Source organism: Mesorhizobium norvegicum, assembly GCF_004919685.1.
In the GTDB taxonomy this organism is placed as follows: domain Bacteria; phylum Pseudomonadota; class Alphaproteobacteria; order Rhizobiales; family Rhizobiaceae; genus Mesorhizobium; species Mesorhizobium norvegicum.
Window position 1 is genome coordinate 20,216 of record NZ_SMYZ01000011.1, and the last position, 14,856, is coordinate 35,071.

Consider the following 14,856-nt stretch of genomic DNA (forward strand, 5'->3'; position numbering starts at 1 on the left):
GCCCTGTTCCATGACCACGCAACCAGGAGGAGATGGAATCGACACGGCTCGCAAACAGGCAATCCGCAATCCATTGCAGTCCCAGGCGCTGTTGAGCATTTGCATCCCCACGTTCAATCGGCGGGATCGCGTTGCCGCGTTGGTTCAGGCGCTGTTGCGCGCGAAATGCCCATTGCAGATATGTGTCCATGTCGACGGCTCGACCGACGGGACAGATGAAGCGCTTGCAGAAATCGCGTCTCGCGATACCAGATTGGTGGTCACCTCTGGCGCGAATGGCGGCAGAGGGGTCGCAATGTTTTCGGCGATCGCTTCGGCCACTGGCGACTATTGCATGATTTTCGATGATGATGACGATCTCTTCACCGATCGCTTGCCCGAGATTTGTGAGCGTCTCTCCGAGCAAAGTATCGACGAGAGCATTGCCGGTTTTGTGTTCTCGATGGTTCTGAATGAATCGGATGTGAGAGCAAACCAGTTTCCGTCAGAGCGCACAAATCTGATCAAGATGCGAGCTGACGAACGTGTGGTCGGCGACAAGAAGGAGGTCATCAGAACTCCCTTGTTGAAACGGGTTGCCGTGCCACCCGCCGGGCGGTTCCGCCGTGTTCCAACATCTCTTCTCTGGTCCAGATTGGCGATCGAATATGACGTTGTTTGTGTCAACGTCGATATCGGGCGAAAGAGGTATTTGCCTGAGGGGATGACGGCAAGAATCCGGCTTCTTCAGCGGCAAAATGCGTACCCGATGCTGTTGCTGAACTTGAATTACATCAGGGCATTCTGGCTTGGACGATATCGGTCGGTTCGGTTCCTGGGCAAGGCGGTTCTTGCCTGCTTGAGCTTTGGTGCCTTGAGTTTTCCATTCCTGCTCAAGAGGTCATTCGCACGGGTGACCTCATGAAAAGAGCCAGCCTGTGCAAATTTGTGGAGTCCATCGCAATACGAATTGTCCCTGGTCTGCTCAATATAGTGACTCTGCTATACATTGGCAGGCAGCTGGAAGTCGGCCAATATGGTATTTTCAGCACGACGATTGCGACAGTTTCATTTGTTTCGACGCTTGTTTTTGGAGTTGCAACCTATTCCATAATGCCGGTTTCTGCAAAAATGCATGCGGAAGGATTGGGTAGAGAGTACGTATCGTCTATTCTGGCCGCCCTGTCTGTTTTGACCTTGTTTGTTGTTCTGGCCGGATTGATGCTGGCGTGGTTCGGATTTGGCAATGTCGTTGCCGCAACCATCATCGTTTCATTCGGCTTGCACACCGCACTTCAAGAGATCCTGAGGTCTCAGCTGCGTTTGTGGGCATACGGTTGGTCGGCGATTGGCCAGGCTGTTGCATACCTAGCGGGAGCCATAGTCCTGCTTGTCGGAGATGCGAAAGTAGGCTCCGCCCTTACAGCCTTTTCGCTCAGCTACTTCGCCGGAGCGCTGATTTCATTTGCTTTCCTGGGGCCGATGAATCTGAGGCGGCCTCGCCTTTCCTATCTTGGCGGGTCGCTGGCCACGGGCTGGGGATTTGTGTTGAGCAATCTGGCCGAGAGCGGCGTGTTTGTCGGCATTCGATACATCATTTTGATGTTTGGCTCTCAGACCCATCTCGGCGTCTTCTCGTTTTGTGTCGATCTTTCGCAACGCTCGGTCGGCTTCTTCATGAATGCGGCCAGCTTCGTCTTCGTGCCGCGGGCATTTCTCAGTGCCGCAAATGGAAACATCAGGGAGTTTCGGCGCGGATTGTTCGAAGGGGCGGCCATCGCGCTGATTTTTGCGGTCGCGTCTGCCGCGGGGATAATTGGTCTGTTTTTGTCCGGCTATGCGTCCGGATGGCTGGGGAGGTCATTTGATCCAGCGGTCTTTGCGGTCGTTTCTTGCGCCGTCCTGATAAACAGGACGAAGAAGGTGGTCATCGATCCGTTCGCGCTCCGCTCGAATAACGCAATGACGCTGACCTATTCTTACGCGATAGGAGCATTGGCTTGCTGCTGTTTGGCGGCATTGAGCCTTTGGTGGCGGCTGCCGTTTGGCAGCGAAATGGCATTTCTGTCCGCATATGTCATAGCCGCGGCTTGTTCGTTTTTCGCGTTGAGGAGCGTGATTGCGGACAACGGGCCGGATGCAACACAGCGAGCCTTTTCGATGGCCGGGTCGGATGCCGGGAATGAATGAGAAAAAAGCATTCTATGACGAGAAGAACAGCCGCATCGTCCATGTCGGCACGATAGCCGACGACGACTATTGGGATTCCCACTGGGCCGAAGGGATCGTCTTGAGGCCGGATCGCTTTGTCGTCGAAACGACCAAACAATATCTGACAGGGCCGGCGAAGGTCCTGGACGCCGGATGTGGCCTGGCCAATACGGTCTATGGCCTGCATCAGGCAGGCTTTTCCGCCCATGGAATCGACTTTGCGCAGAAGACCGTGGGGATGGTGAATCGCGCCGCGCCGCATTTGCAGGTGACGGTTGGAGATGTTCGGGCAACAGGCTTCGCGGACGAATTCTTCGATGGAGTGTGGTCTCTCGGAGTGATCGAGCACTTCTTCGACGGGTATGACGAGATCGTATTGGAGATGCGGCGCATCATCCGATCGGGAGGGATTGCCTTCGTGACGGTGCCGAGCATTTCTCCGCTCAGAAGATTGAAGGCCAGAATGGGTCTTTATCCCAGGTTTTCAGGCGAACAGGCCGGATTTTACCAGTTCGTCCTTGAGCCCTCTTCGATTGTGTCCAGGTTCGAACAGCACGGCTTCAAGCTTCTGGAGTCGCGGCCAAGGGGCGGCTTCAAGGGGTTGAAGGACGAGACATTTTTCGCCAGGCCGATGCAGGCCTGGTACGACAGCAGCAACGGCGTCCTGAGGGGTTTGCGGGCTGCCGCCGATCGATTGCTCGGTCCATTTTCGCATCATACGCGGCTCTATGTGTTCCATAGGGTATAGCGCGAATGTTGAGCGCGAATGGGCACAGATCGGCGAACGAAATTAACGGTGAAGCAGTGTCGATATTGCGAAAGTTTGTTCGCGCGAATGTGGCCATGTCCGAGTTCCTCGACAAGGCTCTGCCGTTGCGCCTTCGCATCGACGGCAACCTGACCTTTGCGACGGAGATAGCACCTCCCTTACTTACCCCAAACGCGCGGGTTTACGATCTTGGCGGGGGTGCCAGGCCATTCGTCAGCCTCTCGGAGAAGCGGCGCCTGAGGCTTTTTGTCGTCGGGCTCGACCTGGACGCGGAAGAGTTGTCGAAAGCGCCGCGCGGAATATACGACGAAGAGATTGAAGCGGACCTTACCTCGTTTGAGGGGAGGGGCGATGCTGACCTCGTCATTTGTCAGGCGACGCTCGAACACGTCCGTGACGGTGAGGGTGCCTTGCGTGGCATTGCCAGTTGCGTGAAGCCGGGAGGCGTGGTTGCCATTTTCTCGCCCTCGCGCAACGCTGCCTTCGCCAGGTTAAATCGGGCCCTGCCGGAGGGGCTTAAGCGACGGCTGCTTTTTGCGATCTATCCCGAAAAGGGCATGGGTCATGACGGGTTTCCGGCTTTCTACGACAAGTGCTTGCCCAGTGACGTCGAAACAATCGCAAAACGGAACGGCCTGGAGCTCATCGAGCGCCGCCTGTTCTGGAAGAGTTCCTATTTCTATTTTTTCGTGCCGACCTTTCTCACCTGGCGCATCTGGCTAGGCGTTTCGGCCCTGGTTCTCGGCAAGGATGCTGCCGAGACCTACGCCTATGTCTTTCGGCGAAAACAGTGAATCGCTGCGGCTCATGAAAAGGAAGCTCGCGCTGATCGCCATTCCGCTCGACGTCAGAGGTGGGGCTGAAACCATCCTGAAACTGGTTGCGCGTGCGCTTGCGAGCCGGCCCGACTGGGACGTCGAAATCGGTATCCTGGGTGGCCAGGCGGCGGGGGAAGCCGGTGGATCATACCAGGATGGAATTCGGCGCAGTTACGGCTTTGGCGGCGGCAAGGCCATGAGCGAGTTCTTGCTCGCCCCACGGCTGATCCGGCATCGGTACGATTTGGTTTTCTCAAGCCACACGCGGGTGAATTCGTTCCTGGCTGCCGCCCGAAGTGTTGGAGTTCTTCGAAGCCGCAGGCTGGTCGCTCGCGAGTCCACGGTACTTCTGGATCGCTTCAAAGGCCCTCGCGCACTGGCTTACAGGGCACTCTACGCCGCCTATGGCGGCCAGGACATGGTTGTCGCGCAAACGGGCTACATGAATGAACGCCTGCGTGACGTGTTGCCCCGGCGTGCCATTGCTAAATTGCGTACTTTGCCCAATCCGGTCGATGAAGATCTCATCATCAAAATGTCCGCCGAGACATTGTCGGAGAGCGACGCGCAGGTATTTTCCCGCCGTCCGCAGATCGTCTGGTGCGGCCGGCTGATTGAGGTGAAACGCCCGATTATAGCGGTTGATGTGCTCGCCGAAGTCAGACGAAGGACCGGCGAAGATTATGAGCTTACCATGGTTGGCTCCGGGCCCATGGAATCGGAATTGAGAGCCTACGCCGGCAAGCTTGACCTGGCCCCTCGTGTAAATCTGCTCGGCCAGAGAGACAATCCATTTCCGCTGTTTCGCGCATCGCGCGCCGGCATGCTCACGTCGGCGACGGAGGGATTTCCAAACGTCCTTCTGGAAATGATGGCTTGCCGGGTTCCCGGCATCGTCACCACGCCCTGTGCGGGAGATCTGGACACGCTGTCCGGCCTGGAGATTTCAGCCGGCTTTGGCGCGTTCGAAATTGCGGATGCATTGTTGAAGGTCGTTCACGGCGGCGATCGGTCGACCTTGTATGCAAAGACCTTGTCGGAAAGATCGCCCGGGCGATTTGCGGATATGCTGTTGGGAGCGCCTTCGCCATATCCGGGCGGGCAGAGATGATGCCCGCGGTTCGCAACACCATTGTCATTTCGATAAACACGTCCTGGAACGTCTTCAATTTCCGCAAGGGTCTGATCGAGGCGTTACGGAGCCATGGCCATGACGTCGTCATCATGGCGCCGAGAGACGAGTATTCTTCGCTGATAGCGGCCATGGGCTGCCGCTATGTCGAACTCGAAATGGACAATTCCGGCACATCGCCGTTGCGGGACATGGTGCTTCTGTGGCGCTACTGGCGTCTCTTGCGGCGTGAGAGACCGTTGGCGTTTGTCGGCTTCACGATCAAGCCCAATGTGTTCGGCTCCATCGCGGCCAATCTGAATGGCATTGCGGTCATCAACAACATTTCCGGGCTGGGGACGGCATTCGTCCGCGGTGGTCTGCTGCTCAGAATTGCCAAGGCCTTGTATCGGGTGGCGCTGGCCCGTTCCAAAATGGTTTTCTTTCAGAATGACGATGACCGGATGCTGTTCGTCGATGCGCATCTGGTTCGCGAGGAGCAGACCGGGCTTTTGCCTGGCTCCGGCATCGACCTCGTGCGTTTTGCCCCGCCGTCCGAAACGTGCACCCGGTCCGATGCGATTGTGTTTCTTCTCGTGGCCCGGCTTCTCTGGGACAAGGGCGTCGGCGAGTTCATCGAGGCGGCCCGTCTGGTCCGCCAAGGGGTGCCCGGGGTGCGTTTCCAACTGCTCGGCTTTCTTGATGTCGAAAACCGGACCGCGGTCAGCCGTGAGCAGGTGGAAAAATGGGTCGGCGAGGGATTGGTCGAATATCTCGGCGCCACCGACGATGTGCGGCCTTTCCTGAGTGCTGCCGATTGTGTCGTCTTGCCTTCCTACAGGGAGGGAACGCCGCGCTCGCTGCTCGAGGCGGCTGCCATGAGCAAGCCGCTGATCGCGACCGACGTGCCCGGATGCAGGGAGGTGGTGGACCACGCCGTCAACGGCTTCCTGTGCAAGGTGAGAGACCCTGATGATCTGGCAAGCATGATGATCGAGTTTGCGATGATGGATGATGCATCCAGGGCCAGGATGGGAGCGCAGAGCAGAAACAAGGTCGAGCGGCAATTTTCCGAAACGATCGTCATCGAGAAGTACATGCAGCAGATAGAGAAGCTGGGTGGCCTCGCGGCGAAATGAGTGAACGGGCCTCACGGGGGCGGACGGAGGACGGTCTTGTCAATCAGGAGTATAGCGTTCCTTGCAATATCAGCTGTTCTGTTCGGTGCCGGCTTTCTGGGCATCATCGTGATGCAGAGCGGCAGCCCGCCACCCGCGAGGCCAGCGGCAGCGCTCAAACCGTTTGACGGCAAGCTCGCCATTCCCTCGATCGACGATCTCCGCGTCGGCGGTCGCAAGGTGCTGCTGTGCGGCGCGGCGTTTTCCAGGCCTCAGGCGATGCGCGCCCTGGTGACGGAAGCCGCGCGCCGGGACTACCAGGGGCTTATCCTGACCTGCAAACCCGTCGGCGCCGGTACGCCTTGCGACGGCAAGATCGCTTCGAGGGTTGGCGATACCCTCGTTGTGCAGTGCTTGACGGCCGAGGGGGAAGACCTGGCCACCATGCTTACGCAGGGTGGAATCCTCTGCGGCCAGCCGGTTCAGGCCGGGGCAACGTACAAGCCTTGCTGAACAGGTCGCCAGACGGCCCGGAGGCTCTTGCGGCGAAGTGAGTGGGTCTTGTCCTCAAGCTGGCCGGCTGCCCACATTTGGGTATTTATGGGTCCTTTATTGGGTATCGTCGGTTCTTGAGGTCGGGTATTTTGGGTATATCGAGGAAGATCTACGCTGAAAAATGTATCGATAATTCAATATATTAGGTGGGTTTGGCGAAAAGGGTTTGGCGCGCTCGGCTTGGTCAAATCTTATCGAGCCAGTCACCGCGGAAAGGAGATCTCGATTTTTTGCCCGACAATAAGAAACCTGTGACAGGTAGTCGAAAACTATTAATGAGATTTGGCTAAAGTACTGTGCTCGGACGGGCACGCATCGGCTTAAATTGCCTCGCGCGCGCGAAACAGGTTGGAATTGTGGCCAAAAACTGGTACGCGCTGGTTTACTATCTTTGAATCGGTGCGTCTGAAGGTGGCGCAGCAAGAGGGGATCAAAGACAGATGAAGCTTGTGCTTAAAACTGTGCTTGCCGTATTTGTTGCGTCACTCGGGTTAGGTTCAGTTTCATCGTTCGCCCAGGACGCCTCGTGCAGTTGCGTGACCGCCTATCAAGGCCCGGCAGCCCCGATCGGATCCATCCACTCCGCCGACGGCGACGTGATGGTGTCGCAGACGGCCGGCTATGGCCCGGCCAAGGCTGGAAACGCGCTCGATTTCGGCAGCCGTGTGGTGGTTGGCGCCGAGGGGACGGCTTCCATCCTGGTCGGCGGCTGTAACCTGGATGTGCCGGCCAATTCGAGCCTCAATATTTCCCGCCTCGGCAACAACATTTGCCTCAAGCTTGTTGGTTCCGAGCATACGGCCGCCATTCAGCCATCCGGTGGTGGCGGTGGGTTTGGTGCGCCGGAAGCGATTTTCGCCGGGGCGCTACTGACGTCTGGCGTGCTCGCGGCGACGCAGGATGACGACAACGGCGTCAGCCGCTGACGGAGAGGGCAGCGGCGGTTGACGCTATGACGGTGGGCTTGCCTGGGCTGGACTGACCGGCACCGGGTCGGGTTTGATGAGTTCGTTAACCATATCGCTCTATTTCTTGGGGTGGAGCGGGTGTGATTCGTCCCAAGAGGGTGAGTTGCAGTTTTGGTGGGGTAAAAATGGCGAGTCGTCATCGGTTCGGGGCTGTTTTCGCTTTTGTTGCAGGGGGCGTCCTGTTTGCCCCGCCCCAGGCTTTCGCTCAGCAAACCTGTTCCTGTCTCGCGACCGTGCCTGCGTCCGCCGGTGCGATCGGTCGTCTTACGCAGGTCCAGGGTGATGTCCAGATGTCCCAGGCCAGCGGCTATGCGGGGGTGGGTACCGAGGCGCCGATATATTCCGGCGCGCGCATCATGACCGGGGCGCAGGCGTCTGCTTCGCTGGCTGTCGGCACCAACTGCGCATTCGATATTCCGGCCAACGCCACGGTTAAAGTCGATCCTGTCGAAGGCGGCATGTGCGTTTCGCTCGATGTGCCAGCTGCGACGGTCGCGCCTGCCAACTCCGAGCCTGGCATGCTTCCGGTTCTCTTGGGGGGCGCCGCGGTTGGTGGCGCCGCGGCTCTTATTATCGGCCTGCAGAATGACGATGACGCCGTCAGCCGGTAGTCGAGAGCCGATGCCCGCTGTTTTGCGTAGATTTGTCAAATGCGTCATTCGCCTTCATGCGGATGCCGCATCTGTGTTTTGTCGAGGCGAGGCCTTGCCTCCGCACAGTCAGAAACGCCAATGATCGACCTGCATTCACATATCTTGCCCGGCCTCGACGATGGTTCCCCCAGCCTCGCCGAGTCGCTCGAGATGGCGCGGCTGGCAGTGGCCGACGGCACGACGCATATGGCATGCACGCCGCATGTAATGCCTGGCGTCTATAAGAACGCCACGCAGAACATTGCCGAGGCAGTTCAGGCGCTGGAACTGGAGCTTCGGCGCGCTGCCATACCGCTTAGCCTGTACGTCGGCGCCGATATTCATATCGCGCCTGATCTCCCCGATCGACTTATGCTTGGCACCGTGCCGACCTTGAACGGATCCCGCTATTTCCTGTTCGAGCCGCCACATCACATCCTGCCGCCACGGCTGGAAGACCTCGCCACCCGTCTCATCAATGCCGGCTTCGTGCCGATCCTCACCCATCCGGAACGGTTGACCTGGGTCAAGGCAAATTACGACGTCGTCGAGAGGCTAAATGCGCTGGGTTGCCTTATCCAGTTGACGGCTGATTCGGTGATAGGCGCATTCGGACGTACGGCGCTCTACTTCTCGGAAAAGCTGCTCGATGAGGGCAGGGTGGACATTATCGCTTCGGATACGCATGGCGCCGGCCGGCGCCGCCCCGGGCTTTCGCAGGCGGTTGTCGCCATCGCGAACCGGTGTGGGGAGGATGAGGCTTACAATATGGCGGTGAAACGCCCGGACGCGATATTACGGGACCAGCCGTTCGTGCCCGTTGGAAAGCACAGTGCGAGAAAGTCGGGTGTCAGCGGCGTGAGCCGTTTCGGCGGATTTGGCCGGCTGTTCAAGAGCGGGTCTCTGTGATGGGCATTTTCGATCTTGCAAGACGTCATGCAGGCACCGTGCCTGCGTTGCTTATTTCGCTTGCGATGTCTGCTTGCGCCAGCACCACGTCGACATCGACGTCGTCCACGAGTTCTGTCAGTGCGCTTCAACCGGCGGTGGCCTCCACGGCTCTTTCTGGCGGAGGCACGCTGCAAGTGGTGAAGGATCTGCCTGCGCCGCAGAACACCCAGAACGGCAGCGAGCAGCCTCTCTCTGCCAACGATGTGCTCGAGGTCAGCGTGTTCCAGGTCGACAATTTGAACAGAACCGTTCAGGTCGATGCCGGCGGGCAGATTTCGCTCCCGCTGATTGGAACGATGACCGCGGCCGGCAAGACCGTTCGCCAGCTCGAGAAGGAAATCGAGACCGCCTATGGTGAAAAGTACCTGCAATCGCCTGACGTGACGATCTTCGTCAAGGAATCGATTGGCCAGCGCATCACCGTCGACGGTGAAGTCAACAAGGCCGGCATTTATCCGGTATCCAGCAGCGCTTCCCTATTGGATGCGATCGCTCTTGCTGGAGGCTTCAATGCGGTCGGTGATGCCGGCAAGGTCTTCGTCTATCGCAATATCGGCCAAAACAAGCTGGTCGCAAACTACAATGTCGAGGAAATCCGCGCCGGCAAGAATCGCAACCCGCGCATCTTTGGCGGCGACGTGGTCGTCGTCTTTGCTTCGAAGTCGAAAATCGCGATGAACAATTTGAAGGATGCCCTGGGCCTCGCCTCTAGCGCTGCCCGCATTGCGGTCATTCCGTAGACACGGACAACCCCTGGATCACCTCGCGCATGCTCGATCGTAACAGGCAGCCTCAACTTGCCGGACCCGGACATGGCCGGGCCCTGTCTGCGGACCTCTATTACGACGTGCCGCAAAACTACGGTCCCTATGGTCGCGACTATGCCGGCCAGGATGAGGGGTTCAACCCGCTCAAGCTGCTTTTCTACATTGTCCAATACCGCTGGCTGATTGTCATGATGGCGGCTGCCGGGCTTGTTGCCGGCGTCATCGTGACGATGATGCAGACACCAAAATATCAGGCAACGACGCAGCTCGAAGTTCTGGTGCCTTCGGCGAAAGTCTTTCAGGACATTGAGGTCGTTTCCGAAACCAGCGACGTCAGGGCCTTCCTGACCGCGCGTGAGAAGCTGAGGAGCCGGGCGCTGGCTCAGCGCGTGGTGTTCCAGCTGGGGCTTGGCGAAAAGCCGGACTTCCTGTTTCCGACGCCGAGCTTTTCGCTGAGCAATATTGTCTACCGGGCGTTCGGGATGTCCAAGTCGCCGTCCATCGAGGAGAAGAGTCCCGAAGAGCGTGAGGCAATTGCCATCAAGCGCATCCTGGAAGACCTGACGGTCAATCTGGTCACCAATACAAGCCTGCTGTCGATCACCTTTGTCGATCAGAAGCCGAAATATGCAAGCGACGTAGCCAATCAGGTCGCGCAGAGTTTTATCGATCAGCGCCTCGACCAGACCAGCGAGACCTCTGATCTGGCAAGGCAGTTCATCCAGGAGCAGGTTTTGCAGGTGAAGCAAAGGCTGCAGACCTCCGAGGAGGAATTGGTCACCTATGCAAAAGATGCCGGCATCACGGTTACCGGCGACGACAAATCGCTGATCGGCTCGAACATCGAAGCCCTGAACACCGCACTGGCCACGGCAATCCAGGAGCGCCTTGATGCGGGGCGGGTGGTGGATCAGATAGAAAAGGGCCGCGGGTCGAGCCTCGGTCCGGTTCTGGAAAGCGAAGGTCTGCAGAAGCTCAGCGAAAAGCTGGCGGATTTGACCAGCCAGTATCAGCAGAAACTGGGCATCCTGAAGCCTGGTTATCCGGAAATGCAGCAGTTGCAATCGCAGATCAAGGAACTGCAGCGACTCTACAACAACGGCGTGCTGACGATAACCGATTCGTTGCGGCTGAAATACCAGGAAGCGCAGAACAAAGAGGCCGACCTCAAATCCAAGCTCGCGGAGATGGAGAGGCAGCAGGTCGTTTTCAACGACAAGAATATCAAATACACGATCCTGAAGCGCGAAGTCGATTCCAACCGGTCACAGTATGACAGCCTTATCGCCAAGCTGAATGAAGTCGGGGTCAGCTCGGAACTCAAGACCCAAAGCGCCGCGATAGTCGATTTCGCTTCGCTGCCCGCAGCCCCCTATTCTCCGCGCCTGAGCATCAATCTTGCAATCGCTCTGGCGCTTTTCATGGCCTTGGCTGCATCGATCATCTACATCATCGAGTTGCTGAACAACACCTTCACCAACCCTGAGCAGATCGAGAAAGAGCTGGGGCTGCCGATGCTCGGCATCCTGCCGCTTGTCGATGACCGCGAGCTCATTGGCAGCATCACCGATCAGAAATCCGGACTCTCCGAGGCCTATCGTTCGCTGCGAACATCGCTGCAGTTCTCCGGTGCGGAGGGCGCGCCGCGATCGCTGCTGGTGACCAGCTCGGAGCCGTCGGAAGGCAAGTCGACCACCTCGTTCAAGCTCGGCCAGGATTTCGCGGCGCTCGGCGCGAGGGTTCTGCTTGTCGATGGCGATCTTCGCAAACCCAACCTGCATCGGCTGTTTGGCCTCGACAATGCGATCGGGTTGAGCAACCTGCTGACAAATACCGTTCGCAAGGACGATCTGGCGGGTATTTTCAGGCCGACGAAATACCCCAATGTGACCGTGCTAACGTCCGGAACGATTCCGCCGAATCCGGCCGACCTGCTGTCTTCGCCGAAGATGGCGCTGATCTTGACCAATCTCGGCAAACGCTTCGATCTGGTCATCATCGACGCCCCACCGGTCGTCGGTCTTTCCGATGCACCAATCCTCAGCCGGCTTGCCGAAGGCACATTGATGGTCGTTTCCACCAACCAGGTCACGCGCAAATCAGCCAAGACGGCGGTAAAGCGTCTGCGCGCGGCAGGTGCGAATGTGATTGGAGCGGCGATGTCGAAATTTGCGGTCAACAAGTTCGATTACAACTACGCCTACAAATACATGAACTACCAGTACTACGACTACGGCGCGAGTACCCCGAAAATTGAGGGCAAAGTCGATGACGGAGCAGGCCAGCCCGCTCACGCGAAATCTCCGGCGTTCAGGCGTTTGGTTCGTCGCCTCCGTTCTGGTGTTGGCGGCTTCGTCGATCGGGCTAAGTCGGCTTCTTGAGACCGAAACGCCGACCGTATCCCTTGCGCTCGACCCGTTGAATATAGATGCCTTGATAGGTGAAATTACCGGTGAGCTGAACGAAACAGGCAGCGGTGCTGATCTCGACGTTTTGGCTGAAAAGGCGAGGGGCGCGCTTCACTTCAATGTCGCGGACGCCCGGCTCTACAGCCTGATCGGCGAGATCAAGTACCGGCAAGGCGAGAAAGGCGAGGCCTTTGAATTCTTCGATCAGGCTCGAAAGCTGTCCAAGACTGAAATCCATGCGCTTCAGCGGTCGATCGACCGTTCGATCGAGGTAGGTGATCTGTCAAAGGCCGTCGGCGAGATCGACACCTTGCTGCGCCGGTGGCCGGACCGTTTTCCAGTCATCGCGGCGGGCATGCCGGCCATTCTTTCAAATCCAGACGGATATCGGGCTGTCCTGGCAGCCATAAGGACCGAGGCACCGTGGAGGTCCAGTCTTTTCTCTGCCCTTGGCCAGGATCCGCGGGGCCTGCGCGCCGCAAATCAACTGCTGCTCGACCTTGCCGGATCGGGTTCACCACCGACACCGAAGGAATTGTCTGCCGTGATCAACGGCTACATCAGGCAAAAGGAATACGAGGCGGCCTATCGGCTGTTCCTTTTCAGCCTGTCCGATCAGGAGCGGACGCTGGGCGGTTACATTTTCAACGGCGGCTTTGAGCCGGTCCGCAGCGGCAAGCCATTCGACTGGCAGATTCACGATCGATCCGGTCTGGAAATTACCTTTGCCGGGTCGCGCGAGGTCGGCGAAAGCGACAGCGGAGCGACGGTTCGATTTTTGAATACGCCGGTGAAGAACGCCGCGCTCCAGCAATATGTCGAACTGCCTCCCGGCTCCTACAGGATTTCCCTGATCGCCTCCGCGAGAAACCTGAAGCTGCCAAAGCAGCTGTTCTGGTCCATCAGATGCGCAGATCCGGCAAGCGAAATAGCCCGGTTCAACATTCCGGAAGGCACATTCAACCGGCAGGATTTGAGCCTGGATTTCGCGATCGGACCAAGCGCGTGTCCGATGCAATTGCTGCGGCTGGAAACAGCCGCTATCGCTGAGAGCTGGCGATTTCGATACGTTGGCACGTTGGTCATGCACAAACTGAGCATCGAAAGAGTTTCATCTTGAGAGAGCGGTCAACCCCGTCCACGGAGTGGGAAAAGTATCTGCTTGGGTCGGTTCTTTTCCTGTCGGTGCTGATTGGCGGCGGCACGGCGAGTGGCCTATACACCGAAACGCTGATCGAGATTGCGGCGATTGTCTCGGCCGCGGCCATCTTTTCAAGGCCGTCGGGGCAGAGCATCCCCCGTTTGGTCCTGTGGCTGCTTGCTCTGGCCCTTGCCGTGTTCTGCTTTCAAATCGTGCCGCTGCCTGCAGCCTTGTTCAGCGGATTGCGGCCTGAAGTTCTGCTCGCGAGCCCGTGGCTGGCCGGCGAAACCCGGCTGCGCTTCGTCAGTGTCGGCGTGGGGCGCACGATCGAGTGTCTGTTGTATTTCGCGGCGGCGGCGGCATTTTTCCTGGGCGTCACCCGCTTGCGCCCGGATCAGGTCTACGGCCTTCTGCCCTTCTTTTTCATGGGTGTCATCTGCAACGGATTGGCTGCCGCGATCCAGTATTCACTCTCCGACACGGTTGCCATAGAGGGGTTGTTGCCGTTCACGATCAATGCGGGACTGTTTGCCAACCAGAATCACTTTTCAGCTTTGCTCTTTGTCTCCATTCCCTTCGTCGTCTACTACGGTCTGTTTCGCGGGCACCTTCTGTCCGGATCGCTCGGGTTGATATCGCTGTTGCTGCTGCTTCTGGCCGCCGGTTCGCGCGCCGGTATTCTGATAGGCTTGGCGATCACCATAATATCGGTTGTCTTTCTGTCTGCTCGCTCCAGGCTAGGTGGCTATGGCATCCTTGCGGTCTTCATCGGTCTTTCGCTCTACACGATAGGCGCATGGACAAAGATCGATGCGGAGGTGGTTGATCCGGCCTTTGGGCGCGCCGAATTCGCCCGCACGACGATTGCGGGAATTGAAAAGAACTGGGCGACAGGAGTGGGTTTCGGCAGTTTCCAGAAGGTCTATCAGATTTACGAAAAGGGAGAGATGATCTTCAAGCCCTACGTGAATCACGCTCATAACGATTATCTGGAACTGGCACTTGAGGGTGGCGTTCCTGCTGTTTTTCTGGTCGCAGTTTACTTGATATTGCTTTTTGCGTTGTCTGCTAGGGCGCGGCGGGATCCGTTGCAGAAAGCGGCGTTTCTCTCAGTGTCGTTTCTTCTCGTTCATTCTCTGGTTGATTATCCCTTGCGAACGGCAGCGCTTGCGATGACCTTTGCGTATATGAATGGCATTATCTTTCACAGAGGCTTTGCTGAACGGTTGAGCCAAAAAGGTGGGTCGACCGAGGCCCATCACTATGATGACAATCTGCTTATTCCCGTCAGGCCGTCGGCCTTGGCAAGATGAGAGCAGTGGGGTCACCAGGAATTGGCTATGGATTGGTGCCGGACGTGGCCCGGTCGTTTGTCGAGCGCCGAGATTGACAAGCCATTGCATGGAACCTAAGCACGGACAGCAAGGG

General features: G+C 57.9%; 14 protein-coding genes. All 14 read left to right on the top strand.

Features of this window, described 5'->3' with window-relative positions; all coding sequences use genetic code 11:
- Positions 1–10 precede the first annotated feature (10 nt).
- Positions 11–904: a glycosyltransferase family 2 protein gene (locus FCU66_RS04515; protein ID WP_136621055.1), complete on the top strand. Its 894-nt coding sequence runs from the start codon at positions 11–13 to the stop codon at positions 902–904.
- Positions 901–2,169, top strand: a complete 1,269-nt coding sequence (locus tag FCU66_RS04520) for an MATE family efflux transporter (protein WP_136621054.1) — start codon at positions 901–903, stop codon at positions 2,167–2,169. The genes FCU66_RS04515 and FCU66_RS04520 overlap by 4 nt, the downstream gene beginning before the upstream one ends.
- Positions 2,117–2,938, top strand: coding sequence for a class I SAM-dependent methyltransferase (locus tag FCU66_RS04525; protein ID WP_136621053.1), 822 nt, complete (start codon positions 2,117–2,119; stop codon positions 2,936–2,938). The genes FCU66_RS04520 and FCU66_RS04525 overlap by 53 nt, the downstream gene beginning before the upstream one ends.
- A gap of 95 nt (positions 2,939–3,033) precedes the next feature.
- Positions 3,034–3,753: a class I SAM-dependent methyltransferase gene (locus tag FCU66_RS04530; RefSeq protein ID WP_168992099.1), complete on the top strand. Its 720-nt coding sequence runs from the start codon at positions 3,034–3,036 to the stop codon at positions 3,751–3,753.
- A complete protein-coding gene (locus tag FCU66_RS04535) occupies positions 3,731–4,888 on the top strand; it encodes a glycosyltransferase (protein ID WP_168992098.1) in 1,158 nt (385 codons plus the stop codon). Before FCU66_RS04530 ends, FCU66_RS04535 begins: the two co-directional genes overlap by 23 nt.
- The gene (locus FCU66_RS04540; RefSeq protein WP_246093784.1) at positions 4,888–6,027 is read left to right on the top strand and encodes a glycosyltransferase family 4 protein; all 1,140 of its coding nucleotides are present in this window, start codon (positions 4,888–4,890) and stop codon (positions 6,025–6,027) included. Before FCU66_RS04535 ends, FCU66_RS04540 begins: the two co-directional genes overlap by 1 nt.
- 36 nt (positions 6,028–6,063) lie before the next feature.
- Positions 6,064–6,519, top strand: coding sequence for a hypothetical protein (locus tag FCU66_RS04545; protein WP_136621049.1), 456 nt, complete (start codon positions 6,064–6,066; stop codon positions 6,517–6,519).
- A 482-nt stretch (positions 6,520–7,001) separates the two neighbouring features.
- Positions 7,002–7,487: a hypothetical protein gene (locus tag FCU66_RS04550; protein ID WP_136621048.1), complete on the top strand. Its 486-nt coding sequence runs from the start codon at positions 7,002–7,004 to the stop codon at positions 7,485–7,487.
- A 332-nt stretch (positions 7,488–7,819) separates the two neighbouring features.
- On the top strand, positions 7,820–8,140 hold the full coding sequence (locus FCU66_RS04555) for a hypothetical protein (protein ID WP_136621047.1): 321 nt from the start codon (positions 7,820–7,822) through the stop codon (positions 8,138–8,140).
- 120 nt (positions 8,141–8,260) lie between these two features.
- Positions 8,261–9,070: a tyrosine-protein phosphatase gene (locus FCU66_RS04560; RefSeq protein WP_136621046.1), complete on the top strand. Its 810-nt coding sequence runs from the start codon at positions 8,261–8,263 to the stop codon at positions 9,068–9,070.
- A gap of 176 nt (positions 9,071–9,246) precedes the next feature.
- Positions 9,247–9,852: a polysaccharide biosynthesis/export family protein gene (locus FCU66_RS04565; protein WP_246093783.1), complete on the top strand. Its 606-nt coding sequence runs from the start codon at positions 9,247–9,249 to the stop codon at positions 9,850–9,852.
- Between the two features lie 29 nt (positions 9,853–9,881).
- On the top strand, positions 9,882–12,260 hold the full coding sequence (locus FCU66_RS04570; protein ID WP_136621044.1) for a GumC family protein: 2,379 nt from the start codon (positions 9,882–9,884) through the stop codon (positions 12,258–12,260).
- On the top strand, positions 12,148–13,407 hold the full coding sequence (locus FCU66_RS04575; RefSeq protein ID WP_136621043.1) for a tetratricopeptide repeat protein: 1,260 nt from the start codon (positions 12,148–12,150) through the stop codon (positions 13,405–13,407). The genes FCU66_RS04570 and FCU66_RS04575 overlap by 113 nt, the downstream gene beginning before the upstream one ends.
- Positions 13,404–14,741: an O-antigen ligase family protein gene (locus FCU66_RS04580; RefSeq protein WP_136621042.1), complete on the top strand. Its 1,338-nt coding sequence runs from the start codon at positions 13,404–13,406 to the stop codon at positions 14,739–14,741. Before FCU66_RS04575 ends, FCU66_RS04580 begins: the two co-directional genes overlap by 4 nt.
- Positions 14,742–14,856: the final 115 nt, after the last annotated feature.

Excerpts from the sequence above, each read along its gene's own strand:
- FCU66_RS04525 (WP_136621053.1), top strand. The coding sequence starts at position 2,117 with ATGCAACACAGCGAGCCTTTTCGATGGCCGGGTCGGATGCCGGGAATG.
- FCU66_RS04540 (WP_246093784.1), top strand. The coding sequence starts at position 4,888 with ATGCCCGCGGTTCGCAACACCATTGTCATTTCGATAAACACGTCCTGG.
- FCU66_RS04560 (WP_136621046.1), top strand. The coding sequence starts at position 8,261 with ATGATCGACCTGCATTCACATATCTTGCCCGGCCTCGACGATGGTTCC.
- FCU66_RS04550 (WP_136621048.1), top strand. The coding sequence starts at position 7,002 with ATGAAGCTTGTGCTTAAAACTGTGCTTGCCGTATTTGTTGCGTCACTC.
- FCU66_RS04530 (WP_168992099.1), top strand. The coding sequence starts at position 3,034 with ATGTCCGAGTTCCTCGACAAGGCTCTGCCGTTGCGCCTTCGCATCGAC.
- FCU66_RS04555 (WP_136621047.1), top strand. The coding sequence starts at position 7,820 with ATGTCCCAGGCCAGCGGCTATGCGGGGGTGGGTACCGAGGCGCCGATA.
- FCU66_RS04515 (WP_136621055.1), top strand. The coding sequence starts at position 11 with ATGACCACGCAACCAGGAGGAGATGGAATCGACACGGCTCGCAAACAG.
- FCU66_RS04570 (WP_136621044.1), top strand. The coding sequence starts at position 9,882 with ATGCTCGATCGTAACAGGCAGCCTCAACTTGCCGGACCCGGACATGGC.
- FCU66_RS04535 (WP_168992098.1), top strand. The coding sequence starts at position 3,731 with ATGTCTTTCGGCGAAAACAGTGAATCGCTGCGGCTCATGAAAAGGAAG.
- FCU66_RS04575 (WP_136621043.1), top strand. The coding sequence starts at position 12,148 with ATGACGGAGCAGGCCAGCCCGCTCACGCGAAATCTCCGGCGTTCAGGC.
- FCU66_RS04520 (WP_136621054.1), top strand. The coding sequence starts at position 901 with ATGAAAAGAGCCAGCCTGTGCAAATTTGTGGAGTCCATCGCAATACGA.